This is a genomic window from Pseudomonas sp. GL93 (genome assembly GCF_003408955.1).
In the GTDB taxonomy this organism is placed as follows: domain Bacteria; phylum Pseudomonadota; class Gammaproteobacteria; order Pseudomonadales; family Pseudomonadaceae; genus Aquipseudomonas; species Aquipseudomonas paracarnis.
The window spans coordinates 66,210-90,464 of the sequence record NZ_NKRF01000086.1 but is presented as its reverse complement, the minus strand read 5'-3'; the positions used below and the strand labels follow the sequence as shown (position 1 = coordinate 90,464).

Sequence of the window (24,255 nt, the reverse complement as noted above, 5' to 3'; positions counted from 1 at the left end):
TACCGTTAGCGCGTATCGCCTTTTCGCTCATGAAAAATCAAAGCGAGTACCAATCAAAAGCGTTTTTTGGGGCTTCCCCCCAACCATAGAATCTCCCACATTGGCGGTATTCCAACCTGACTCAGCGCACGGCTTCGAAGAGTCCGGTAGCGCCCATTCCCCCGCCCACGCACATGGTGACGATCCCATAACGCAGGTTGCGTCGTTGCAGCTCGCGCACCAGGTGCCCCACCTGCCGCGAGCCGGTCATGCCGAACGGGTGCCCGATGGAAATCGAGCCGCCGTTGACATTGTATTTGGCATTATCGATCTCCAGGCGATTGCGCGCGTAAAGGCATTGGGAAGCAAAGGCCTCATTGAGTTCCCACAGGTCGATATCCGCCACCTGCAAGCCCTTGGCCTTGAGCAACTTGGGCACCGAGAACACCGGGCCAATGCCCATTTCATCCGGCTCGCAACCGGCCACGGTAAAGCCCCGGAAAAACGCCTTGGGCTTAAGCCCCAGTTCCAAGGCTTTCTCCAGGCTCATCACCAGGGTCATCGACGCACCGTCGGAAAGCTGCGAGGAGTTACCTGCCGTCACCGAGCCATCCTCGGCAAACACCGGTTTCAAGCCGCTGAGGCTGGCCAGGGTGGTGTCCGGGCGGTTGCAGTCATCCCGGTCGACCACGCCGTCCAGGATCTGCACCGCGCCAGTGTTCTTATCCTCGACCTTGTACTTGACCGCCATCGGCACGATTTCATCGTTGAACAAGCCATCAGCCTGGGCCTGGGCGGTGCGCTGCTGGCTTTGCAGCGCGTAAAGGTCCTGGTCTTCGCGACTGACGTGATAGCGCCGCGCAACGATTTCGGCGGTCTGGCCCATGGGGAAGTAAATGCCCGGAACCTGTTCTTTAAGCAGCGGGTTGATCAGGTTATCGGTGTTGACGCTTTTCATGGTCAGGCTGATGGACTCCACTCCACCGGCAACAATGATGTCGCTGCAGCCCGAAGCGATCTGGTTAGCGGCAATGGCAATCGCCTGCAAGCCCGACGAACAGAAACGGTTGAGGGTCATGCCCGCCGTACCGGTGCCCAGTTGCGAGAGCACCGCCACATTGCGCCCGATGTTATAGCCCTGGGCGCCTTCGTTGGAGCCGGCACCGACGATGCAGTCTTCCACCGTCGCCGGGTCGATACCGTTGCGGGCCAGCAGCGCATTGACACAATGGGCCGCCATGTCATCGGGACGGGTCTGGTTGAACTTGCCGCGAAAGGATTTGGCCAGGCCGGTTCGTACGCTGTCGACGATCACTACTTCACGCATGGGCTACCTCAATCTTGGGGGTGTGGATCGAGGATAGAGCTGGGCCGGGCCGACCGCGATGATCATTCACTGCGTGGATGCAAAAGCATGGACCCACTGTAGGAGCGAGCTTGCTCGCGAAAAACGTCAACGATAACGCGTGCTTCCTGACTAAACGCGGCGCCTATGAGTTTTTCGCGAGCAAGCTCGCTCCTACAGTGGGAGAGGGCAAGCCCCCTCAGGCTATTTCTTTTTCTTCTTGTCGTGCTTGTCGCTTTTATCAAATGCCTCTTCCAGCGCACGGTTGATGGTGCGCAGCACCTTGACCCGTGCCCAGCGCTTGTCGTTGGCTTCCACCAGGGTCCAGGGCGCCACCTCGGTGCTGGTGCGGTCAACCATGTCGCCCACTGCCGCGCGGTAGTCGTCCCACTTGTCGCGATTGCGCCAGTCGTCTTCGGTGATCTTGAAGCGTTTGAAGGGGATTTCTTCACGGGCCTGGAAGCGCTCCAGCTGCGTCTCCTTGTCGATGGCCAGCCAGAACTTGACCACAATCACCCCGGCATCGCGCAGTTGCTCTTCGAAGTCATTGATCTCGCCATAGGCGCGCATCCAGTCCGCGGGGGTACAGAAGCCTTCGATGCGCTCCACCAGCACGCGGCCGTACCAAGAGCGGTCAAACACGGTGAACATGCCGCGCGCCGGGATCTTCTGCCAGAACCGCCATAGATAAGGCTGGGCCCGTTCGTCTTCGCTCGGCGCGGCAATCGGCACGATGTGGTACTGACGCGGGTCGAGTGCGGCTGCCACCCGACGGATCGCCCCACCCTTGCCCGCCGCGTCGTTGCCCTCGAACACGCTCACCAGGGCGTGCTTGCGCATGCGTTTGTCACGCATCAGGCCAGAGAAGCGTGCCTGTTCGGTAATCAGTTGTTCTTCGTAATCGTCCTTGTCCAGGCGCAGGGTCATGTCGAGGCTGTCGAGCAGGCTCTTGCGGTCCACCGAGGCAAGCAACGGCGCCGGGTTCATGCCGCTGGCCTTGACCTTGGCCTGCTTCAAGGCACTTTGCAGCCCATCCAGCAGGATCTTACCCACGGTCAGCCCACGGTAATGGGGGTCGACGCCTTCGATCACATGCCACGGCGCGTAATCGCGGCTGGTGCGGCGCAGCACACGCTCACCAAAATGCACGAACTTGTCGTAGGTCTTGGACTGCTGCCAGTCCAATGGGCTGATGCGCCAGCTGTGCAGCGGGTCGTCGGCCAGGGCCTTGAGGCGCGCCTTCATCTGTTTTTTGGACAGGTGGAACCAGAACTTGAAGATCAGCGCACCTTCATCACACAGCATCTTTTCCAGGCGTTCGGCGCCAGCGATGGCCTGGTCCAGCCGCGCATCCTTGATCTGCCCATGCACGCGGCCTTGCAGCATCTGGCTGTACCAGTTGCCGAAGAAAATGCCCATGCGGCCCTTGGCCGGCAGTTGCCGCCAGTAGCGCCAGGCCGGTGGGCGCGCCAGTTCTTCGTCGGTTTGCTGGTCGAAAGTGCGCACTTCGATCAGGCGCGGGTCCATCCATTCATTGAGCAGCTTGACGGTTTCACCCTTGCCCGCGCCCTCGATGCCGTTGATCAGGATGATCACCGGGAAGCGCTTCTGCTGTTGCAGCTCGTACTGAACTTCCAGCAAGGCTTCACGCAGGGCCGGCACTTCGGCGTCGTAGGTGTCTTTGTCGATGGCGTGACCGATTTCGGCGGATTCGAACATGGGCAGCTCCGTTTCAAGATGGCTCAAGACTAGCGGATTGGCAGCCACGGCAGGCAAGGAATTTCAACCGGCTTGCCGTGGATCAATCTGCGGGTTGGGTGGTCAATGGCCGGGAACCTGGCAAATGCCCAAGTCTTGATGCCTCAAGATCTGCTGCGTCAGGCGCTCTATCACTGCGGTGACTGCCTGTCGGCGCGGCGCGCGCAGGGCTTCCATTTGTTTGAAGTACTCGCCGTCGGTAAGGTTCTGACTGCTTTCAAAAAGCGTTTGCTGCTGCGCATCAAAAGGCGCGGTAGCCGTCAGGAATGCAGCGGGGAATTGCCGTTTGAGATGGGTTCTCCAGAAAGCCAACTGGGTAATAAAGCGCAAGAATGCCGGGGAAAGCTCTGCCGTGCGAACCTGCGAATGCGCGAGCTCCAAACCCTCACGGGTCACCCCGGCAAAGGAGCCATATTGCATTTGTTTGGGCTGCCCCGGCAGTTGCAGGTCTTTGGCCAACCCGACTCGAAATGCCAGGCTGACTTCCAGCGGGTCCGTGGAGGCGTTTTCGACAGCGTAGGTCGCGGCGATTTTCTCCAGTTCGCTGAGGCGGAACAAACCTCGGCTCAAGTCCAACAGCGCCCCGGAGTTGCCCTGCGCACGACCGGCCTGCTGCGTGGCCTTCTCGACCTCTTTCATGACCTCCATCTGGCTGAACATCTGCGCAGCACCATCTGCACAGTTAGTCGGATGAGCCGCCAGTTCAAAGACCTGCTCGCGCAGCCCGACACTGTCGTGGGTCGCCTGCAATACGTCCCAGACCCGCTGCGTCATATCCTCGTGCACATGACGGCTGTCGGCGGTACCGGACAACTCGGCCAGCAACAAAAACAACGCGCTCGATTCCGGGTCGTCCCGCAGGTTGGCCCACACCGTGCGCTTGTGGGCAGCGCGAACGGATACCTCTTCCGGCAACCACAGCGCCCGCGCCTTCAGTTCGGTCATGCGGGGCTCATCGTCGTCGACATACCCCATGCCAATGCCGACTTCGGCGCGATAGCGTTCGAGCTCGGTTACCGTCGTCTCGGACAGCGGGTTGCCCCCCAGATCAATCGACTGACTGAAACTGCGTGGCACCGTGAACAACCACTCAGGTAACACGGTGATCAAGTTATCGCGCAGATCCACCTGCTCCAGGTTGGCCAACCGCCCGAGCCCCGCAGGCAGATCGACGAGTTTGCTGTCTTGCAATAGCAGGGTGTGCAAGTCACGCATATTGCTGACATCTATCAACTTACCCAAAGGGTTGTGACTCAGGTCCAGTAGACGCAAGGTATTCAGGTCGGCCAGTTTCAGGCGGGTGTAATCCGTCAGCGCAAGACGGTTACGGGGCATCGACAAACTTTCAAGATCAAGCATTCGCGAGAATATTTCTGGCAAACGGGTCAGGCGGTTACGTCCCAGCTCCAGATGCCGAACCCCTTTAAAACACTTCAAGAAATACACCACGTCGTCACCCAACCGCATGTTCTTGAGTGAGACCTGCCGAACGTGATCAAAACGAACTTCGGCGGGCAGTGACGGCAGCGACCCAACCCGCATGCCATTCAGGTTCAGACTGGCAACCGACGCATGGTGCTCATCCAGGGTAAAGCTCTGATGTCGCCAGCAGGCCTCAATGCGTTGCGCCACTTGCTCGCGGCTATTGCGGATGTCGCTCAGGCCTGGCTGCTTATCCATGCCCTGGATATCACTCTTCCACAGTTTGAGCAGCGCACGCAGATGCGTAAGCTCTGCCTGCAAACGCTTGACCGCCCGGGCCCTGGAAAGATGGTCAGCCCCCAATTTCATCAGCAGCGAAGACACTTGCGCATCGCTGAACAACGGATACAATTGCTTCACCTTGCGTACCAACTCCGATGGATGCGCCAGTGGCCCGGTCGGCGAATCAGCCATTTCGCAGGGAACCGCCTCCAGCAGGTGCTCGCAGCCCCTGCTGGAGAAAGCCTCGCCAGCCAGTTCCCGTTCTCCCTGCGCCTGCTTGGCACTCATATATCGCAGGCGCCAGAGGTTACTGGCGTCTTTGAGGGGTAGTCCCATTGCCACGCGCTGAGTGTCCGTCAATGCTGAGTCGATCGCCTCGAACAAACCGTCCGGCCCGGAATAAGGCCCGCCCAGACTCAGGCCGTTGTCATCGAACGCTTCAAACCCGGCGCTCGAGCTGACCAGTACTCGCCGCACATCAGCGTCTTTGAACGCACCCACTGCCAATAAGTCGCCCTGTGGCGAATCCTGGCGCAACTCCAGGCGCACCGCCCTGCCCCACCCCGCCAGATGGGGCATTGACCGAACGGCAACGCGCGCGGTGTCCAGGCTGGCCAGCTCTGGCTGCTCAAACCCCATCAAGGCACGATCCAGGCGTTGCTCGCCAAGGGCACGCTGCGCTGACTCGGCCAATGCCATGGGAATACGTTGATTATCGCGCAGGGACTCACGCTGTACGGTTGAGGTGCGGGCCATCAATTCGCGTATCAGCGTGCAAGGCATTTGCCCATAGGTGCGCCTGAGCAACGCCCCTTCGGACGGTGCCGGCCCGTCATAGGCCTGATAAAGCTGTTCAAACAATGGCCTGCGATCCATCTTGAGGTGCGCGAGCAACTGACGCCCGAGCACCGCGTGCTCCTGATTGGCGGGAACCTCTTCTCCCAGCAGACCGATCTTTTGTTGCTCATCCAGCCCGGACAAGAGCACCTCAAACACTTTGCCCTCACGCAGCATCTGCTCGGTGAGCGCCAGGCGCAGGCCGACGTTGTCGAAAGGCCCGCTGGACGGATAGCGTGCCTTGATGCTGCGCTGTGCATCCAGCACCTCAAAATAGCGGCCTGCGGGCCAGCCTTGCAGCAGGGGCAAGGCATGCATCTGCAGGGTCGAATCTTCGACGCTCGGGAAAGCCGCGCTTTCCAACTGCCAGATCAAATCACGAATGGACTGGTCCAGCCTGAAGCGTTCGTACAAATCGCGAAAGCGTGCCGGAAAGGGCAAACACTCCTGGGCCTGATAGGTCCCCCAATCATGGGGCATATTCATGATGGCCTTGATCTGTACCAGTTTCCTGGGATGCAGCGAAACACCAGGGCCCGCTGGCTGCAGCCGTGAAAAGAGATACTCCTGATCTTCCCACTCGTGCGGCCTTTCGAACTCAAAACGCCAACGGCCTTCACCGTTATGCACAAGCTCAGGGCGATAAGCCGTGGGTCGCAGCGGATGGATGGCCCGCCATCGATCCCGTTTGGCGTCAAATGCAACCCGGTGCACGCAATCATTGACCTTGACGTAGGAATGGCCACCCACCTTGTAGATGCCCGAAGCGTCCGCGGTTTCGTCGTCGCCAACGCTGCGGTCATGGATGTATCGCGTGGCATCCGGGCGCCACAGCCGCAGGTTGCCATGAGTGGGGCGTACCACCTCAAATTTGCGGAAAAAACTGCCCAGGCTCAGACCACTGCGTTTGAGCGCCGAACCTACTACTTGGGTGCCCGCAGCGAACAGCACCATTGATGTGATGTTTTGCGCCACCGCCGTCAACTGCTCGAACGCCTCTTCGTGCTGCCCACGACGCCAGTCCTCGATGCCCTCATAGAGCTCACCGAGCATCTGCCCCACCGCCACTGCGGTCATCAATAACCCCAACTCCGGAATGACAAAGCCGGCGAGGTTGAGCAGCGTCAACCCGGCGTCCTGATATGCCTGCAAGCGCTGGTCGCGGGCCGCCTCGTCCACATCGGCCACCGGCACCGCCAAGGCCCGCGCGTCGGCCTGCAGCTTGCCCACGTAAGTCTCGAAAAAATGCCGCGCCAGGCTGACCCCGATCAGGTTGGCCTCCAGCATCCCCATGTCATTGGTTCGATCGAAACGGCTGAAAAAACCGACCCGGTCACCCTGGCTCAGGTAACGGCTGAAGAAGGTGCGATACGCAGCCACTTTGAGTTTGCCCTTGAGGTAAACCTGAAAGTCTTCAAACGAGGCGTACTCGAACAACGGTCGCTCCGGCTCGTTGGGCATATACACCACACAGGGCTCTTGCGGGTATTGCGCAATCGAGCGGCCAGACAACACCAGGATGCTCCAAAGGCAGGCTCCCTGTGTATTGAGCCCTTGCCAAATGACCGGTCGCCCTTGAAACACCAGCCCTGCAGCCTGGGCCTGTGAGGGGGTCAGTTTGCGCTCCATCAAGGTGCACAGCGTCTGGTAAGTACCTTGGGAAATATCCCCTCGCATACAGGCAATATGGGCGTCGACTTTTACATCCAGGATTTTCATCCGGCCGATATCGGTGGCGACATGATTGAGGTAGGGCTTATCCCCTGTCGGGTCACTCTGCAGTTGGAACACATCACTGATGTGCTGCTGGTACAAGCGGCCAAGGTCCAGGTCACGGCAGCCCTGGGCAAACTCAACGGGCGTCAGGTCAATGGCCTCATGCATGGCGGCCCCTGACTGCAACAGCGACCCCTCTGGATAGTGTTGTGCCCGGACTTCATCCTCTGAAAAATTCTGCATCGCCACATGCAGCAGGCTGTCCTGCACCAACCTCACCGTTTTTACATACTTCAATGGCACGACTTCTTTCTCATATTCGTTTACAGCCCGAATAAAAAGATCCTTCCAGGGATCCACAGCCAGTTGCCATCGTGTCAGGCAGTAATGCTTGAGCCGCTCACTGCAAAACTCATCCAGCCCCTGCAACGGCTTCAATCGCTCAGCGACGGCGGCCTGGGCTGCTGCAACCTGTGTCGCATCGTTGGTCAATGCATCCAGTACGCCAGGAGGTGCGTTGACCATCCATCCCGGCAGTTGCTTTTGCAGCACCTGGGCCTTGTCCAGATCGCCAGTTATTTCCAGCAAGGCCGCTTGCAGCTGGCGCTGGGTCAACTGGTTCAGCTTGTTGTTCAAATCATCCTGGATTCGCATCAGCAATGTCCTTGATTGCCTATTAACCAGGGAATGACGATACCGCAGCACCCAGTACAGGATTAACGCTGATTGTTGATGGGTTGGAAGGTGCGTGCAGCAGTCTTTTCCATGCAAAAACTACAGGCCTACCACCCTGATCAGCCCTCTGCCTCGTGATCGGCTAGAATGGCCGCCTTGCCTTTGCCCGCTTTCATTTTATGAGCCGCCATGAACCCCATCACCCATGCCCAGCTCGACTGGGATGATCAAGGCCGCCCGCATTCGCGGGTATTCGACGACGTGTATTTTTCCGACCAGTCAGGCCTTGAAGAAACCCGCTACGTGTTCCTGGAGCAGAACCGCTTGCAGGAACGCTTCGCCGCCTTGCCAACAGGTGGGCGCCTGGTGATTGGCGAGACCGGCTTCGGCACCGGTTTGAACTTCCTCTGCGCCTGGCAGTTGTTCGAACAGCACGCAGTCGCCGGTGCGCGACTGCACTTTGTCAGCGTGGAAAAATACCCGCTGAGCCATGCGGACCTGCAACGCGCACTCGCCCTCTGGCCCGAACTGCACCCCTTGGCCGAGCAACTGCTGGGGCAATACATTGCCATCCACCAGGGTTTCCAGCGCCTGGTATTGGACAATGGCCGCGTGACCCTGACCCTGTTGATCGGCGACGCGCTGGAACAGTTGCCACAACTGGATGCCCAGGTCGATGCCTGGTTTCTCGACGGGTTCGCCCCGGCGAAAAACCCCGACATGTGGACCGCCGAGCTGTTCGCCCAACTGGCGCGCCTGGCGGCACTGGGCTCGACCATCAGCACCTTCACCAGCACCGGCTGGGTAAGGCGGTTGATCAATGCCGCAGGGTTCAAAATGAAACGCACGCCCGGTATCGGGCATAAGTGGGAGATCCTGCGTGGGGAGTTTGTCGGTTGGCCCACCGACTCACCCGCGCCGCCCCCACGTAAACCCTGGTTCACCCGGCCACCCGCCATCGAGGGTGAACGTCACGCCCTGGTCATCGGCGGTGGCCTGGCCGGTTGCGCGACCGCCGCCAGCCTAGCCGCCCGGGGTTGGCGTGTCAGCCTGCTGGAGCGCCACGCCGGCCTGGCACAGGAAGCTTCGGGCAACCCACAGGGTGTGTTGTACCTCAAGCTTTCGGCCCATGGCACAGCCTTGTCCCAGCTGATACTCAGCGGTTTTGGCCACACCCGACGCCTGCTGGAACACTTGCACCGAGGTGTCGATTGGGACGGCTGTGGCGTGTTGCAACTGGCGTTTGATGCCAAAGAAAGCCAGCGGCAGGCCCAATTGGCAAACGCCTTTGCTCCGGACCTGCTGCAGCTGCTGGACCGCGAGCAGGCGCAGCAAAAGGCGGGAATCGAACTGGCCCACGGCGGGGTGTTTTTTCCACAGGGCGGTTGGGTGCATCCACCCGCGCTGTGCCAGTGGCAGGCGAAACATCCACTGATTGAAGTGCTCACCCACCACGAGGCACTGGAACTGCACCGGCTCGACGACCAATGGCAAGCCCGCGCCGGTGACCGCGTACTGGCCAGCGCCGGTGTCGTGGTGCTCGCCGGGGCTGCAGAGATCAAGCGTTTCCCCTTCAGTGCTGACATACCGCTCAAGCGCATCCGTGGGCAGATCACTCGGCTGGCGCAAACCTGCGCGAGTAAAGCGCTGGCCACGGTGGTCTGTGCCGAGGGCTACGTCGCGCCGGCCCGGCTTGGCGAACACACCCTGGGCGCCAGTTTTGACTTCAACAATCAAGACCTCACGCCCACGCCCGCCGAACACAGCGGCAACCTGCAGATGCTGCGCGAGATGTCTACCGACCTGCTGCAGCGCCTGGGTGCCGACCGCCTGGCGGCCGAACACCTGGAAGGCCGTGCCGCGTTTCGCTGTACCAGCCCCGACTACCTGCCCATCGTTGGGCCACTGGCCGACCATGCAGCGTTTCAGCAGGCTTATGCGGTACTGGGCAAAGACGCCCGGCAAGTGCCGCAAACGCCCTGCCCGTGGTTGCCGGGGTTGTTTCTGAATAGCGGCCATGGCTCGCGTGGATTGATCACTGCGCCGTTGTGCGGCGAACTTCTGGCTGCGTGGCTGAGTGATGAGCCCCTGCCCGTGCCCACCAGCGTGGCCGAGGCTTGCCACCCCAATCGATTTGCCCTGCGCGCGCTGGTGCGAGGCCAGGCCGCTGCACAAAAAAAGCCGGATTAAAGGCAAGGCGGCTATCTGCCTTATAACTTATCGGTCTAAAACTCCACGCATAGCACTGGGTCAGTTTCTGGGTACGCGCCCGTTTGGGCGTATTGAGTGTTGACCCCTCCCCAACGGAAAAACCGGTAAGGAACTTATGTGTGGACTAGCTGGCGAGTTACGCTTTGATCATCAACCTGCCGACCTGGCAGCCGTAGAACGCATCACCCATCACCTCGCCCCCCGAGGCCCCGACGCCTGGGGTTTTCATGCCCAAGGACCGATTGCCCTGGGCCACCGCCGCCTGAAGATCATGGACCTGTCGGACGGCTCCGCCCAGCCGATGGTCGACGCCCACCTGGGGCTGTCCCTGGCCTTCAATGGCGCCATCTATAACTTCCCGGAGCTGCGTCAAGAATTGGAAGCCCTGGGTTACGCGTTCTATTCCGGCGGCGACACCGAAGTGTTGCTCAAGGGTTATCACGCCTGGGGCGAAGCGCTGCTGCCCAAGCTCAACGGCATGTTCGCCTTTGCCATTTGGGAGCGTGATGCGCAGCGCCTGTTCATCGCCCGCGACCGTCTCGGCGTGAAGCCTCTGTACCTGTCGCGCACCGGCCAACGCCTGCGCTTTGCCTCGGCGTTACCCGCGTTGCTCAAGGGCGGCGACATCAACCCGATCCTCGATCCGGTGGCGCTCAACCATTACCTGAATTTCCACGCCGTGGTGCCCGCGCCGCGCACGCTGCTGGCGGGTATTGAAAAACTGCCGCCCGCCAGCTGGATGCGCATCGACGCCAGCGGCAAGACCGAACAGAAAACCTGGTGGACCCTGCCCTACGGGCCCCATGAGGACGAAAAACACCTGGCCCTGGAAGACTGGACCGACCGCGTGCTCGACAGCACCCGCGAAGCCGTGGCCATCCGCCAACGTGCGGCGGTGGATGTGGGTGTGCTGCTGTCTGGCGGCGTCGATTCGAGCATGCTCGTCGGCCTGCTGCGCGAAGTGGGCGTGGAGGATTTGTCGACCTTCTCCATCGGCTTTGAAGACGCCGGCGGCGAACGTGGCGATGAGTTCCAGTACTCAGACCTGATCGCCAAACACTACGGCACCCATCACCACCAACTGCGCATCGCCGAAAGCGAGATCATCGAGCAACTGCCGGCAGCCTTCCGCGCCATGAGCGAACCGATGGTCAGCCATGACTGCATTGCCTTCTACCTGCTGTCGCGGGAAGTGGCCAAGCATTGCAAAGTGGTGCAGAGCGGCCAGGGCGCCGACGAGTTGTTCGCCGGTTACCACTGGTACCCGCAAGTGGACGGTGCCAGCGACCCGTATGCGGCCTATCGCGAGGCGTTTTTCGACCGCAGCTACGATGACTATGCGGCGACCGTCACGCCCAAATGGCTGACCGCCAACGACGCTGCCGGCGACTTCGTGCGCGAGCATTTCGCGATGCCTGGCGCCGACGCGGCGGTGGACAAGGCCCTGCGCCTAGACAGCACGGTGATGCTGGTAGACGACCCGGTCAAACGCGTGGACAACATGACCATGGCCTGGGGCCTGGAGGCGCGCACGCCGTTCCTCGACTACCGCCTGGTAGAGCTGTCGGCCCGTGTGCCGGCCCAGTTCAAGCTGCCCGACGGCGGCAAACAGGTGCTCAAGGAAGCGGCGCGCCGGGTGATCCCCAGCGAAGTCATCGACCGCAAGAAAGGCTACTTCCCCGTGCCCGGCCTCAAGCACCTGCAGGGCGATACCTTGAATTGGGTGCGCGAGTTGCTGCTGGACCCGAGCCAGGACCGCGGGCTGTTCAACCCGGCCATGCTCGACCGCCTGCTCACCGACCCTCAAGGCCAACTGACCCCACTGCGCGGCTCCAAGCTGTGGCAATTGGCGGCGCTGAACCTGTGGCTCAGCGAACAAGGAATCTGATCCATGAAACCGAATGCCGCGGCTTATAGCCAACGCTTACTCAAGGGCCAGGCGCCGACCTATGAGCGCCTGCAAGCGCGCCTGGCCGAAGATGGCAGCGCACTGGCCGCCGACCCGATTGCCGTGCATTGCGGCTGGGGCCGGTTGTTGATCGGCCACACCTTTCCCGACCCGGCAAGCCTGGCTCAGGAACTGCTCAACGAACAGCCCGGCGAGCGCGATATCGCACTGTACGTGGCCGCGCCCCAGCAAATCCTGGGCATTGACCCGCAGCAACTGTTTCTCGACCCGTCCGACACCCTGCGCCTGTGGTTCACCGACTACCGCCCGGCCACGCGGGTGTTTCGCGGCTTTCGCATTCGCCGGGTGCAGAGCGAGGCCGACTGGCAAGCGGTCAACCACTTGTACCAGGGCCGCGGGATGCTGCCCGTCGACCCGGAGCGCCTTACCCCACGTCATCAAGGCGGCCCGGTGTACTGGCTGGCCGAAGATGAAGACAGCGGCGCGGTGATTGGCAGCGTGATGGGCCTCAACCATCACAAAGCCTTCCACGACCCGGAGAACGGTTGCAGCCTCTGGTGCCTGGCCGTCGACCCGCAATGCACGCGCCCTGGCGTCGGTGAAGTGTTGGTGCGCCACTTGGTGGAGCACTTCATGAGCCGAGGCTTGAGCTACCTGGACTTGTCGGTGTTGCACGATAACCGCCAGGCCAAGAGCCTTTACGCCAAGCTGGGCTTTCGGGCGTTGACCACCTTTGCGATCAAGCGCAAGAACGGCATCAATCAACCGCTGTTTCTGGGCCCGGGACCCCAGGCGGAGTTCAACCCTTACGCGCGCATCATTGTCGAAGAAGCCCACCGCCGCGGCATTGATGTGCAAGTAGACGATGCCGATGCGGGCCTGTTCACCCTTAGCCACGGCGGGCGCCGCGTGCGTTGCCGTGAGTCCCTGAGCGACCTGACCAGTGCCATCAGCATGACTCTGTGCCAGGACAAGAGCCTGACCCACAAGGTGCTCAAGGCTGCGGGCCTGCATGTGCCGGTGCAACAGTTGGCGGGCAGTGCCGATGACAACCTGGAGTTTCTCGACGAACACCAGCGCATCGTGGTCAAGCCGCTGGACGGCGAGCAAGGCCATGGCGTCGCCGTGGATCTGCGCAGCATCGAAGAGGTGCAGCAGGCGGTTGAAGCGGCGCGCCAGTTCGACAGCCGCGTGTTGCTGGAAAGTTTCCACGAAGGCCTGGACCTGCGCATTCTGGTGGTCGGTTTTGAAGTGGTCGCGGCGGCGATTCGTCGCCCCGCCGAAGTGATCGGCGACGGCCAACATTCGATTCGCGCGTTGATCCAGGCGCAAAGCCGTCGCCGCCAGGCGGCCACCGACGGCGAGAGCAAAATCCCGCTGGATGCAGAAACCGAGCGCACCCTCAAAGCCGCAGGTTACGACTACAACAGCACCCTGCCCCGTGGCGTGCAACTGGCCGTGCGACGCACCGCCAACCTGCACACCGGGGGTTGCCTGGAAGATGTCACGGCGATCCTGCACCCCACGCTGGTGGACGCGGCCGTGCGTGCGGCCCGTGCCCTGGATATTCCCATGGTCGGCCTGGACCTGATGGTGCCTGCGGCCGACCAGCCAGAGTATGTGTTTATCGAAGCCAACGAACGGGCCGGCCTGGCCAACCATGAACCGCAACCCACGGCTGAGAAGTTTGTGGATTTGTTGTTTCCACACAGTCAGCCGGCTACCTGACTACCGAGCGTTCCCACGCTCCGCGTGGGAATGCAGCCTGTGACGCTCTGCGTCACCACAGCGGACGCAAAGCGTCCCTTGAGGCATTCCCACGCAGAGCGTGGGAACGATCGCCCTCAACTCATCAGGAGTTTCCATGACCCGAACCATTCCCGAACCCGATCTCGCGTACCTGCAAAAAGTGTTGCTGGAAATGCTCGCCATTCCCAGCCCCACCGGTTTTACCGACACCATCGTGCGCTACGTCGCCGAGCGCCTGGAAGAACTCGGCATCCCGTTTGAAATGACCCGGCGCGGCACCATTCGCGCCACCCTCAAGGGCCAGAAAAACAGCCCTGACCGCGCCGTCTCCGCGCACCTGGACACCATCGGCGCCGCCGTTCGCGCGATCAAGGACAACGGGCGCCTGACCCTGGCGCCGGTGGGCTGCTGGTCGAGCCGCTTTGCCGAGGGCAGCCGCGTCAGCCTGTTCACCGACAACGGCGTGATTCGCGGCAGCGTATTGCCGTTGATGGCCTCCGGGCACGCATTCAACACCGCCGTGGATGAAATGCCGGTGAGCTGGGACCATGTCGAGCTGCGCCTGGACGCCTACTGCGCCACGCGTGCCGATTGCGATTCCCTGGGAATCAGTGTGGGTGACTACGTGGCTTTCGACCCACTGCCCGAGTTCACCGAGAGCGGGCATATCAGCGCTCGCCACCTGGACGACAAGGCCGGGGTCGCCGCCCTGCTCGCTGCGCTAAAGGCCATCGTCGACAGTGGTCAGCCCCTGCTGATCGACTGCCACCCGCTGTTCACCATCACCGAAGAAACTGGCAGCGGTGCAGCGGCCGCGCTGCCCTGGGATGTGAGTGAGTTTGTCGGCATCGATATCGCCCCGGTCGCTCCCGGCCAGCAGTCCAGCGAACATGCGGTGAGCGTGGCCATGCAGGACTCTGGCGGGCCCTATGACTATCACCTGTCCCGCCACTTGCTGCGCCTGGCGTCGGACAACGACCTGCCGGTACGCCGCGATCTGTTCCGCTATTACTTCAGCGATGCGCACTCGGCGGTCACCGCCGGCCATGATATTCGCACCGCGCTGCTGGCCTTCGGTTGTGACGCCACCCATGGCTACGAGCGTACCCATATCGACAGCCTCGCCGCCCTGAGCCGCTTGTTGGGCGCCTATATCCTCAGCCCGCCGGTGTTTGCCAGCGATGCGCAACCGGCCCAGGGTTCACTGGATAGGTTCAGTCATCAGATCGAGCATGAAACGCAAATGGAGAGCGACACCCGCGTGCCGTCGGTGGACAGCCTGGTCGGCCAGAGGTCCTGACGCGGGGTGAGTGGATACTGGCAACAAAGGTCCCGGCACAGTAGCATCGCCGGGACCTGACACCTGAGGCTTGTATGCTGATTCCCTACGATGCACTTGAAGTCGACACCCTGACCCGTCTCATCGAAGACTTCGTCACCCGCGACGGCACCGACAATGGCGACGACACGCCTCTGGAAACCCGCGTGCTGCGCGTGCGCCAGGCGCTGACCAAAGGCCAGGCGCTGATTGTCTTCGACCCCGAGAGCGAGCAATGCCAGTTGATGCTCAAGCACGATGTGCCCAAGCATCTGTTCGACTGAAACCTGCCTAAGGGTTGGGCACCGGCACGGGATGGGTAGCCTGGCTCTCGCCTTTGAGAATTTTGCGGTACACCTCGGCACGGTACACGTTGACGCCCACCGGTGCCTCGATGCCGAATTTCACGTGAGTACCGTTCACTTCAAGGATATGCACGGTGATGTCATCGCCAATGGCGATGGCTTCGCCTAGGGTACGGCTTAAGACCAGCATGGCGGTTGTCCTTTTCCAGTAACAGGACCTCGACCATGCCCCCTTGGCGCTGGGCCGGCAATGGCTTGCGGGCAAATCAGGCATTTCCTACACAGATAGGTAATTTGCCTGACAGACCCCAGCCAAATCAGCCCTTAACAACCTGCGCCTTGGCGCGCATCTTGTCGGCCATCAGTGTCATTTCGTCATACAGCAACTGCGGATTTTTTTGCTTCAACGCCCAGGCCATACGGCCTTGCTCGTGAGGCAGGATCATGAATTCACCTGCGGCCACGCGCTGGTAGATATAGTCGGCAATATCCGCCGCCGAGATGGGCGAACTCTCAAGCAACTTGCCCACTTGAGCCTTCATGGCTGGGGTTGGCCCACGGAACGAGTCGAGCAGGTTGGTCTGGAAAAACGACGGGCACACCACATGCACGCCCACTTCCTGTTGCTTGAGCTCCACCAACAGGCTCTCGGACAACGCCACCACGCCCGCCTTGGCCACGTTGTAGTTGCTCATGGCCGGGCCTTGCATCAGCGCTGCCATTGACGCGATGTTGATGATGCGCCCCTTGCTCTTTTCCAGCAGCGGCAGGAACGCCTTGCAACCTTTGACGACGCCCATCAGGTTGATTGCGATCTGCCAGTCCCAATCCTCCAAGGACAGTTCAGCGAAGAACCCGCCCGAGGCCACGCCGGCGTTGTTGACGATCACATCGATGCCCCCGAGCTTCACCTCACAGGCCTGGGCAAAGGCCGTGAGCTGGCTGTAGTCACGCACGTCACAGCGCTGGGTAAAGCCATCGCCGCCCGCCTCGCGAACCTGCTTGAGGGTTTCCTGCAAACCGGGCTCGCTGACATCGGACAACGCCAACTGCCAGCCTTCACGGGCCCAGCGCAGAGCGATTTCGCGACCCAGGCCAGACCCGGCGCCAGTGATCATCATGCGGTTTTGCATAGGAGGTAGCCTTGTGGTTCACGAAAGAAGTGACCGGCAGTGTAGCGAAGGTTTTTGCTCGACCCACGCACCATCAGGGTGATGAATGCCCCGGGCAAACCGTGGGCTCGGTCGCAGGCGTGCCTATAGACTAAGTTCAATTTTTTTCAACTGATTAGTTCAAGTTGTGCACGCGTTAAAAGAAATAAGCGACACATCAAAATGTTTTATAAAAACAATGAATTTTCTACGAAGTGGCAGAGTCGGAATGGGTAAGGCGTCCCACTGTACATGGACGAACCAACGGTTAAACAGCCGGTTTTTGCAAAAAACCTATAAGGAATAAAACCATGAGCCTCATTCTGATTATTATCCTGATCCTCCTGCTGGTCGGTGGCCTGCCGGTGTTCCCGCACTCGCGTAACTGGGGTTATGGACCGTCGGGTATCCTGGGGGTGGTACTGGTTGTTCTGCTGGTGCTGTTGTTGCTCGGCAAGATATAAACACCGCGCCCCGCTTTTTGTAGGAGCGAGCTTGCTCGCGAAAAACGTCAACGATAACGCGCGCGTCCTGAATGAACGCGGCGCCTGTAAGTTTTTCGCGAGCAGGCTCGCTCCTACAAGTAAGAAAGCAAAAAAAAGAGGCCTTCTAGAAGGCCTCTTTTTTATTGCCGGTCAGTTAGTCCGGCTTACCGTCCACCACACCTGCGGTGTTATCCAGCAGGCTCTTGGTCGCGGTCTGCAGGAACGACTCGAGTTTCTGCTTGAGTGCAGCTTCGTCCGGCGACTCAGGAATCACCTTGCCAGTCGGCTCGGCGCCCAGTGTGTATTCCCACAACTTGGGTGGCATTTCCTTGGGCAATACTAGTACGCGATCGCCGGTGAGCAAGGCCACGGTCTGGTCGCTGCCCGATGGCTTGATCACGCCGAAACCCTTGTCACCTTCCGGCAGGTTCAGCAGGTCACGGCCCCAGCACTGGTGCAAGGTGTCGCCGCCCAGGCGGCCCATGATGGTCGGCACGATGTCGATCTGGGTGCCCACAGTGTGGTCACGCTCACCGAACTTCTCGCGCATGCCCGGTGCGATCATCAGCATCGGCACGTTGAAGCGGCCCAGGTCCATCTCGGTGATCTGCTGCTCGTTGCCGAAGCCGTGGTCACCGACGATCACAAACAGGGTTTCCTTGAAGTACGGCTCTTTGCGGGCCTTTTCAAAGAACTGGCCCAAGGCCCAGTCGGAATAGCGCATGGCCGTCAAATGCTCGTTGAGGCTGCCACGGTCGGTGACTTTCTCAACCGGCAATGGGGTCGGCAACGCGTACGGCGTGTGGTTGGACAGGGTTTGCAGCAGTGCGTAGAACGGCTTGCCGCCTTCGCGCGCCTTCAGTTCTTCCAGGCCACGGTTGAACATGTCCTGGTCGGACACGCCCCACGTCGGGTCGGAGAACACCGGGTCGACGAAGTCATTGCGGCCGATGAAGTTGGTCATGCCCTGGTTGCTGAAGAAGCCCGACTGGTTGTCCCAGGCGAAATCGCCGTTGTAGACATACACATCGTCGAAATCACGCGCACTGAGCAACTGCGGCAGGCCCGACAGCTTGTGGCTGCCTTCCGGGGTCTGCATCAGGTATTCGAAGCCCGGCAGGTTCGGGAAGCAGGCCATGGTGGCGAACATACCCTGGTGGGTGTGGGTGCCGTTGGAGAAGAAGCGGTCGAACAGCAAGCCCTCCTGGGTCAACTTGTCGAAGTACGGGGTGATATTGCCCGGACGTCCCAATGCGCCCACCGAGTGACCGGCGAAGCTTTCCATCAGGATGACCACGACGTTCTTGATCGGCAGGGTTCTCTCGGCCGGTGGCGTGAAGTCACGGCGCACGGCAGCGGTGTCGGTATCGACCAGCTTCTCTTGCGGCAGCACCAGCATGTCGCGCACGGTCTGGGTGGCCAGTGGTTGTTCCAGCGTCGCCTTCCAGATGTTGGCGCGGTCTTCACCGAAGCGCGCCTTGGCCGCCGCGATCAGCGACAAGGTGCCATTGAGGCCCAACTGGTTGGCGAAGTTCGAGTCAGTGGTATAGACGTCACCCCAACGCAGCGGTGGCCCCTGGCGCAGGGTGCCACGGATGGCGACCACGGCAACCAGCAGGCAAACCATAAATACCGCGATGCGGCTGTACCACGGCGCCACCTGGCGCGTGCTGATCGTGCCGCCGCTGAACGGGCCCCGTGGGCGCGTTGCGCGGTCAGCGCCCTTGAAGGCCATGCTCAGGATCAGCGTACCCACGGCCCAGGCCAGCAGGTAGCGCACTACCGGGAAACCGTACCAGAGCATGCTCATCACGGTTTTCGGGTCTTCCTTCACATACTGGAAGACCAGGCCGTTGAGGCGCTGGTGGAATTCGCGGTAGAAGTCCATCTCCATCAGACCCAGGAACAAGGCGATGCTGGACGCAACGGTCAGCCACAAACGGAAGAACCCGCGCGCCGCCATGGCCCGCACGCTGAACAGCGCCAACAGCAGCGGAATCAGCAGGTACATCACCAGGCGAATGTCCAGGCGCAGGCCGTTGGCGAACGCTTCGAGGAACGTGGAGGCCGGCGTATCGAGGATCATCTCGCGGTTGTAGACCAGCAACGCCAGGCGCAGCAGGGAAAACATCACCATCATGACCAGTGCGCAGAGCAGCGTGTACGCCAGATGGGATTTGACGGTCGGTTGCAGCAGGCGATTTGAAGCTCGCTGCTGATTCAGGGCGTCCGGGTTTGCCATGTCGTTTTAGGACCCATTGGAAGTTTAAGTTGCGAAATAATGCAGTGGCGTCCGTCCCTCGCCCAGGCTGGCTGGGGTAGGCGGTTAACGCGGTGGCACAAATGGTGCCCGATCAAGGCCGGCAAGGCTATTAATTACTGAACGTATGCCACGGCCCTGCCTTTAAGGGCACTGGAGATAGAGCCCTGGCAGCCGGATAAAGCCGGCGAATTGTCTTGGATGGGATGTGAAAATTTCGTGCGGCGAATAGTTTCGACACACAAATATGGTTAATACAGTGCCCCCTGTGGGAGCTGGCTTGCCTGCGATAGCGGTGGGTCAGCTTGCATCGTTTTGATTGACACACCGCAATCGCAGGCAAGCCAGCTCCCACATTGACTGTGCCCACTCCAAATCGAGTAGGTCGTCAGATCCGCACGTTACCGCGCGGCCCGGCGATGGCCCAGATGATCAGGCCCAGCACTGGCAACAGTAGGATCAACAGGATCCACAGCACTTTGGCGCCGGTGCTGGCGCCGCTTTTGAACACGTTGATGATCGCCCAGATATCCAGCGCGAGGATGATCAGGCCAATCAGACTATTAAACGTGGAACCCATGGTGTCGCTCCTAAGTGAGGGCATGCACTTGTAGGATAGTCAGCCTTGGCGCGGGTTCCGTTTTATTTCAGACGTGTACAGCAATCTTCAAGGCTTCAAGCGAGGGCTCGCCCTTGATGCCGACTTCGGCACACAGTTCCAGTACTCGCGCCAGGTCGTTGCCGAACACCAGCACTGCCTGGATCTCGTCGTCCAGCAACTGGCTGAAGTTCATCAGCACATAACCGCCGTCTTCCGGGCTCAGGGCGCTCATCTGGATCTGGATGCGGTTGAGCGCGGTCAGATCTTCGGTCTTGGCCAGTTGCTTGGGCTTGAGGTTGAACGCCACGCCCGGACCGAACGACGCGACGATCTGGGCAAACAGGTCGCCATAGGTATCGGCCTGGAACAACACCGTGTCCGGCAGGCTACCGACCACCACCCACTCTCCCAGCGGGATCGGGAAACTGTCGTCGTAGTTGATATCCGGATTGGCCGCCAGGAACGCCGCCGGGTCCGCATAGGCCTGGGCCGCTTCGTCGGCGATACGCGCTACTTCGTCCTCACCCATGACGCCGGCGCTGATTTTACTGATGAGTTCGACGAGGGCGGTTTGCATGGGGCGATCCTGTAACGGGCAAGTTTTGAAGGGCGCGTAGCCTACACCAGTTTCTGCAACTGCGCCGCCGTATCCACCGCGCCCATGGTCTGCGCCGCGGCCAGTGCCGTCGCGCCTTGTGCATCGGTGGCCTTGGGATTTGCGCCTTTACCAAGCAGGTACTCAACCATTTCAACGCGGTTGAACATCGCCGCCATCATCAAGGCCGTACGCCCGTCCGAGGAGGCCGCCTCAACCGGCGTGCCGCCTTCGATCAACGCCCGGACCACCGGCAGGTTGCCTTTGAACGCCGCCCCGGCAATCGGCAACTGGTTCTTGTCGTTGGCGATCAAGGGGTCGGCCTTGAACTCCAGCAGCACTTTGACCGCCTCGGCATGGCCGTGGTACGCCGCAAGCATCAACAGCGTGTCGCCATTGTGATTACGAAAGTTGGCCGGCAGGCCCTTCGCCAACAGTGCGGCAAGCATGGCGGCGTCGCCGCGACGGGCCACGTCGAAAACTTGCTCGGCAAACTCGGCGGCTTCGTCTTCGGTCATTTGTTTAGGCTGATCTGACATGGGGGCTCCTTGCTGAGGCGACTGACATAACTGTTTAAGGCGCCCAGTGTCGCGATGGAGTTCCCCGGTGTCATGGCTTTTTTGTCAAAAGCCGCCATAGCCAGAATCAATAACGGAATTGGCCGCCCTGGATCTGCGCCAGCAATTGCCCGGTCACCGGCACATAGCTGTCCGAACCCGGCAACCAGGCGTAGACCGGGTCATTGCCAGCCTTGTCCGGGTCGAACCCTTGCTCCTTGAGCTTCACTTTCTGGTACTTGAACGTGCCGGTGGTTTCCATCTTCACCTTGATCCGCAAAAACAACGGCACCGCATAAGAGGGCAACTGGCCGTGGGCGAATTGCAGCAGTTCGCGCATGTCCAGGCTGGCCAGGGACTCGCTGGGGGTGATAGCGACCATGCCGGCGCGGCCGTTGGTGTTGTCGATCTCGACGCCATAGGCCACCACTTCAGCGATCTGCGGGTGTTTCAGCAAGACGTTTTCCACCTCGGTGGTCGAGACGTTTTCGCCCTTCCAGCGATAGGTATCCCCCAGACGATCGACAAATTGCGCGTGGCCGAAACCGATGCTGCGCACCAAGTCGCCGGTGTTGAAATAGCGGTCGCCTTTTTCGAATACATCGGTCAGTACCACCTTGCGGTTCTTTTCCGGGTCGGTATAGCCGTCGAAGGGCGACTTTTCATCAATGCGCGCCAATAACAGGCCCTGCCCGCCGGTGGGCACCTTGACCATAAACCCATTGCTGCCGCGCAGTGGTTCACCGATGTCATGGGCGTAGTCCACCAGCGCCCAATGCTGCAGGCAAAAGCCGATGGTGTTGTCAAAGTTCAGCACGTTGGTAAAGCCGATGTTGCCGTCGCTGGCGGCATACAGTTCGCAGATATGCTCCACGCCATAACGCTGCTTGAACTGCGCCCACACACCGGGGCGCAGCCCGTTGCCGACCATCTTGGTCACGTGGTTATCGCGGTCCTGCGCACTTGCGGGCTGGTCGAGCAGATAGCGGCACAGCTCACCGACATAGCCCAGGGTGGTCGCCTTGAACTTGCGCGCATCGTCCCAGAACTGGCTGGCGCTGAATTTGCGCCGAATGGCAAACCCCGACGCGCCGATAATCGCCGCCCCCCAGCACACGCACAGGCCGGTGGCGTGGTACAGCGGCAAGGTGCAATAGAGGACGTCCTGCGGCCCCATGTCCAGGGCGATACTGCCGAAGCTCACGGCGGTTTTGGTCCAGCGCCCGTGCTTCATGATGCCGGCCTTGGGCAAGCCGGTGGTGCCGGAGGTGTAGATATAGAAGCAGGGATCGTGGAAGAACACCTGCGCGGAACTCGCCGGGTTGTCCACCGGGCTTTCGGCACTGGCGGCCATCAGGTCGATGTAGCCGTCGGGCCCCCTACTGCCGGGCTGATCGGCCACGAACCAGGTGCGCTCGGCCGGGATCTGGACTTGATCGCGCACTGCTGCGTAAGGGCCCAGCAATTCGGCACCGACCACGATGGCAACCGGCTTGACCAGGGTCAGGCTGTGTACCAGCGCCCCTTGAGTTTGCGCCGTGTTGAGCATGGCGCAGATGCCGCCCAGCTTGGCCACAGCCAGCACGTTGAGCAGCAACTCGGGGCGATTTTCGATAAACAGCGCCACCACGTCACCCTTGCGGATGCCCTGGGCCTGCAAGTGATGGGCAATGCGATTGGCGCGCTGATTGGCGTCGCGGTAGCTGATCACGCTGTCCCCATAAAGCAGGGCAGCACCGTCCGGGTTACGCAAGGTGGCTTGTTCGAAATGCCAGCCCAGGCCGCAGGGTTGGCTGGGGTCGGTGACGTTGGCCGCGCGCATGCCGCGCACCACCCGTGGGAGGGCCCGAACGATGGCAGGCACCTTACGCAGCATCATGCGCCAGGTGATCATGTCGATTTGTTGATGAGTCATGGCGGGACGTCCCTTTTCTTATTCTTGATCTGGTCCAGGTACATCGACTGGTGTAGCGGAAAATACGTCAGCGGTTCTTTGGCTGTACACGCGGGATTTGAAAAGTTTTGTATCCCGTGGCGGCCGGCCGAGGCTTATCTCCATCACACTCCACCCTCCAAATGTGGGAGCTGGCTTGTCGGGTCGCCGCATCGCTGCGATGACGGCCTGCCAGCCGACCGGATTTTTCCGAGCAAAAGACGGTCAGTATCATTACAGCCCTCCCCCTCCTCCCGGAAAAATCACCGGGCAGACAGCGCAAAATGCAGGATGCACGATGGCCATTCATGCAAATTGCACGAAAATGAAAATCTTATAAATTTATAAACTACTGATTTATAACGATTTTCTAAAAAATCCAATACTGGCACAATCACTGCACCTACCACTCCATGCTTGCCAACTTGAGCCAACGGAGCTGATAGACATGAGCCTGATCCAAGATAAATTCGCTTCAGTATTCTCCAACTACGACGTCACCACCCAGCCACGTCCGGACGGCGGTATCCTGTTGACCCTGCGCAACAGCGAAGGTAAGCAGGTCAAGCGCTCGATCTCTTATCAGCAGCTGCACACTGCCGACCAACTGACCTGGGTCATCAGCGCCATTCGCCGTGACTTGGCTGAACAAGCCAGCGAACTGCCGCAGATTTCGATGCTGCAAAGCCAGAACCGCTTTGCACTGCCGACCTATCATTCGGCCTAAGCTGGAAATCTGAAAAAGGGCCGCGACGCTACTCAGCGTCGCGGCCCTTTTTCATGCCGTTAACATAAGCCCTGGCGGGTGGCCTCATTCTTTGCCTGCACACGGTTGGTGACATCCAACTTGCCGTAGATGTTGCGCAGATGAAATTTCACCGTGGCTTCAGAGGTGGCGCGAATCTGGCTGATTTCCCAGACGGTCTTGCCCTCGGAGGCCCATCGCAGAATTTCCAGCTCCGTGGAAGTCAGGGGCTTGCCGGACAAGCTCATGCGTTTTCTGATAGCCGTCGGCACGATAACCAACGGGCGATGCGTCTCCTCGGGGCCACTCATTGTTCTCTCCTTATATCTGCTGATGCGCTGCCATCTTTCGGATTCCTCCTATTGACAGATGGCATAAACATTGACGCTGAACAGAGAGTTACATAAAGAGTGGAATCAAAG

General features: G+C 60.4%; 18 protein-coding genes. 7 read left to right on the top strand and 11 right to left on the bottom strand.

Annotated elements, in window-relative coordinates; translation table 11 throughout:
- Positions 1-121: 121 nt before the first annotated feature.
- From CER19_RS19425 to CER19_RS19415, 3 genes are all read right to left on the bottom strand, one after another.
- Positions 122-1,306, bottom strand: coding sequence for a thiolase family protein (locus CER19_RS19425; protein ID WP_003192745.1), 1,185 nt, complete (start codon positions 1,304-1,306; stop codon positions 122-124).
- Positions 1,307-1,528: 222 nt separating this feature from the next.
- Positions 1,529-3,043, bottom strand: coding sequence for a polyphosphate:AMP phosphotransferase (gene pap / locus CER19_RS19420; protein ID WP_032896033.1), 1,515 nt, complete (start codon positions 3,041-3,043; stop codon positions 1,529-1,531).
- A 102-nt stretch (positions 3,044-3,145) separates the two neighbouring features.
- Positions 3,146-7,993 carry an NEL-type E3 ubiquitin ligase domain-containing protein gene (locus CER19_RS19415; RefSeq protein ID WP_116667609.1) on the bottom strand — a complete coding sequence of 1,616 codons (4,848 nt, stop codon included), beginning with the start codon at positions 7,991-7,993 and terminating at the stop codon, positions 3,146-3,148.
- 210 nt (positions 7,994-8,203) lie between these two features.
- On the opposite strand from CER19_RS19415, the gene mnmC reads away from it, so the two are divergent.
- The 5 genes from mnmC to CER19_RS19390 all read left to right on the top strand — a co-directional run bounded on the left by mnmC (position 8,204) and on the right by CER19_RS19390 (position 15,485).
- Complete coding sequence (gene mnmC, locus CER19_RS19410) at positions 8,204-10,204, top strand: bifunctional tRNA (5-methylaminomethyl-2-thiouridine)(34)-methyltransferase MnmD/FAD-dependent 5-carboxymethylaminomethyl-2-thiouridine(34) oxidoreductase MnmC (RefSeq protein ID WP_116667608.1); 2,001 nt, start codon at positions 8,204-8,206, stop codon at positions 10,202-10,204.
- A gap of 136 nt (positions 10,205-10,340) precedes the next feature.
- Positions 10,341-12,113 carry an N-acetylglutaminylglutamine amidotransferase gene (locus CER19_RS19405; RefSeq protein WP_116667607.1) on the top strand — a complete coding sequence of 591 codons (1,773 nt, stop codon included), beginning with the start codon at positions 10,341-10,343 and terminating at the stop codon, positions 12,111-12,113.
- Positions 12,114-12,116: 3 nt separating this feature from the next.
- Positions 12,117-13,862 carry an N-acetylglutaminylglutamine synthetase gene (gene ngg, locus CER19_RS19400; protein ID WP_116667606.1) on the top strand — a complete coding sequence of 582 codons (1,746 nt, stop codon included), beginning with the start codon at positions 12,117-12,119 and terminating at the stop codon, positions 13,860-13,862.
- Between the two features lie 136 nt (positions 13,863-13,998).
- The gene (locus CER19_RS19395) at positions 13,999-15,183 is read left to right on the top strand and encodes an osmoprotectant NAGGN system M42 family peptidase (protein WP_116667605.1); all 1,185 of its coding nucleotides are present in this window, start codon (positions 13,999-14,001) and stop codon (positions 15,181-15,183) included.
- 74 nt (positions 15,184-15,257) lie between these two features.
- Positions 15,258-15,485 carry a YheU family protein gene (locus tag CER19_RS19390; protein WP_003192759.1) on the top strand — a complete coding sequence of 76 codons (228 nt, stop codon included), beginning with the start codon at positions 15,258-15,260 and terminating at the stop codon, positions 15,483-15,485.
- Positions 15,486-15,492: 7 nt separating this feature from the next.
- Here CER19_RS19390 and csrA read toward each other — a convergent pair whose 3' ends face one another.
- A complete protein-coding gene (gene csrA / locus CER19_RS19385) occupies positions 15,493-15,696 on the bottom strand; it encodes a carbon storage regulator CsrA (protein WP_116667604.1) in 204 nt (67 codons plus the stop codon).
- A 127-nt stretch (positions 15,697-15,823) separates the two neighbouring features.
- A complete protein-coding gene (locus CER19_RS19380) occupies positions 15,824-16,639 on the bottom strand; it encodes an SDR family oxidoreductase (protein WP_116667603.1) in 816 nt (271 codons plus the stop codon).
- Positions 16,640-16,968: 329 nt separating this feature from the next.
- Here CER19_RS19380 and CER19_RS19375 point away from each other — a divergent pair, with 329 nt between their 5' ends.
- Positions 16,969-17,121, top strand: a complete 153-nt coding sequence (locus CER19_RS19375) for a DUF3309 family protein (RefSeq protein WP_003192767.1) — start codon at positions 16,969-16,971, stop codon at positions 17,119-17,121.
- Between the two features lie 175 nt (positions 17,122-17,296).
- Here the strand turns inward: CER19_RS19375 and CER19_RS19370 are convergent, their stop codons facing one another.
- The 5 genes from CER19_RS19370 to CER19_RS19350 form a co-directional block, all read right to left on the bottom strand.
- A complete protein-coding gene (locus CER19_RS19370; RefSeq protein WP_116667602.1) occupies positions 17,297-19,384 on the bottom strand; it encodes an LTA synthase family protein in 2,088 nt (695 codons plus the stop codon).
- Between the two features lie 406 nt (positions 19,385-19,790).
- Positions 19,791-19,982 carry a PLDc N-terminal domain-containing protein gene (locus tag CER19_RS19365; RefSeq protein WP_003192770.1) on the bottom strand — a complete coding sequence of 64 codons (192 nt, stop codon included), beginning with the start codon at positions 19,980-19,982 and terminating at the stop codon, positions 19,791-19,793.
- 67 nt (positions 19,983-20,049) lie between these two features.
- Positions 20,050-20,580, bottom strand: coding sequence for a hypothetical protein (locus tag CER19_RS19360; RefSeq protein WP_116667601.1), 531 nt, complete (start codon positions 20,578-20,580; stop codon positions 20,050-20,052).
- A gap of 41 nt (positions 20,581-20,621) precedes the next feature.
- Complete coding sequence (locus CER19_RS19355; protein WP_116667600.1) at positions 20,622-21,137, bottom strand: ankyrin repeat domain-containing protein; 516 nt, start codon at positions 21,135-21,137, stop codon at positions 20,622-20,624.
- Between the two features lie 106 nt (positions 21,138-21,243).
- The gene (locus tag CER19_RS19350; RefSeq protein WP_116667599.1) at positions 21,244-23,070 is read right to left on the bottom strand and encodes a long-chain-acyl-CoA synthetase; all 1,827 of its coding nucleotides are present in this window, start codon (positions 23,068-23,070) and stop codon (positions 21,244-21,246) included.
- Positions 23,071-23,536: 466 nt separating this feature from the next.
- Between CER19_RS19350 and CER19_RS19345 the strand changes: the two genes are divergently transcribed.
- Complete coding sequence (locus CER19_RS19345; protein ID WP_003172952.1) at positions 23,537-23,815, top strand: DUF3509 domain-containing protein; 279 nt, start codon at positions 23,537-23,539, stop codon at positions 23,813-23,815.
- Between the two features lie 59 nt (positions 23,816-23,874).
- Here the strand turns inward: CER19_RS19345 and CER19_RS19340 are convergent, their stop codons facing one another.
- Positions 23,875-24,144, bottom strand: a complete 270-nt coding sequence (locus CER19_RS19340) for a response regulator transcription factor (RefSeq protein ID WP_116667598.1) — start codon at positions 24,142-24,144, stop codon at positions 23,875-23,877.
- Positions 24,145-24,255 lie beyond the last annotated feature (111 nt).

Bases quoted from the DNA above. Each gene is read 5' to 3' on its own strand.
- CER19_RS19340 (WP_116667598.1), bottom strand. From the start codon at position 24,144: ATGAGTGGCCCCGAGGAGACGCATCGCCCGTTGGTTATCGTGCCGACG.
- CER19_RS19345 (WP_003172952.1), top strand. From the start codon at position 23,537: ATGAGCCTGATCCAAGATAAATTCGCTTCAGTATTCTCCAACTACGAC.
- CER19_RS19375 (WP_003192767.1), top strand. From the start codon at position 16,969: ATGAGCCTCATTCTGATTATTATCCTGATCCTCCTGCTGGTCGGTGGC.
- CER19_RS19390 (WP_003192759.1), top strand. From the start codon at position 15,258: ATGCTGATTCCCTACGATGCACTTGAAGTCGACACCCTGACCCGTCTC.
- pap (WP_032896033.1), bottom strand. From the start codon at position 3,043: ATGTTCGAATCCGCCGAAATCGGTCACGCCATCGACAAAGACACCTAC.
- CER19_RS19415 (WP_116667609.1), bottom strand. From the start codon at position 7,993: ATGCGAATCCAGGATGATTTGAACAACAAGCTGAACCAGTTGACCCAG.
- CER19_RS19355 (WP_116667600.1), bottom strand. From the start codon at position 21,137: ATGTCAGATCAGCCTAAACAAATGACCGAAGACGAAGCCGCCGAGTTT.
- CER19_RS19380 (WP_116667603.1), bottom strand. From the start codon at position 16,639: ATGCAAAACCGCATGATGATCACTGGCGCCGGGTCTGGCCTGGGTCGC.
- CER19_RS19425 (WP_003192745.1), bottom strand. From the start codon at position 1,306: ATGCGTGAAGTAGTGATCGTCGACAGCGTACGAACCGGCCTGGCCAAA.
- CER19_RS19365 (WP_003192770.1), bottom strand. From the start codon at position 19,982: ATGGGTTCCACGTTTAATAGTCTGATTGGCCTGATCATCCTCGCGCTG.
- ngg (WP_116667606.1), top strand. From the start codon at position 12,117: ATGAAACCGAATGCCGCGGCTTATAGCCAACGCTTACTCAAGGGCCAG.
- csrA (WP_116667604.1), bottom strand. From the start codon at position 15,696: ATGCTGGTCTTAAGCCGTACCCTAGGCGAAGCCATCGCCATTGGCGAT.
- CER19_RS19370 (WP_116667602.1), bottom strand. From the start codon at position 19,384: ATGGCAAACCCGGACGCCCTGAATCAGCAGCGAGCTTCAAATCGCCTG.
- CER19_RS19350 (WP_116667599.1), bottom strand. From the start codon at position 23,070: ATGACTCATCAACAAATCGACATGATCACCTGGCGCATGATGCTGCGT.
- CER19_RS19395 (WP_116667605.1), top strand. From the start codon at position 13,999: ATGACCCGAACCATTCCCGAACCCGATCTCGCGTACCTGCAAAAAGTG.
- CER19_RS19405 (WP_116667607.1), top strand. From the start codon at position 10,341: ATGTGTGGACTAGCTGGCGAGTTACGCTTTGATCATCAACCTGCCGAC.
- CER19_RS19360 (WP_116667601.1), bottom strand. From the start codon at position 20,580: ATGCAAACCGCCCTCGTCGAACTCATCAGTAAAATCAGCGCCGGCGTC.
- mnmC (WP_116667608.1), top strand. From the start codon at position 8,204: ATGAACCCCATCACCCATGCCCAGCTCGACTGGGATGATCAAGGCCGC.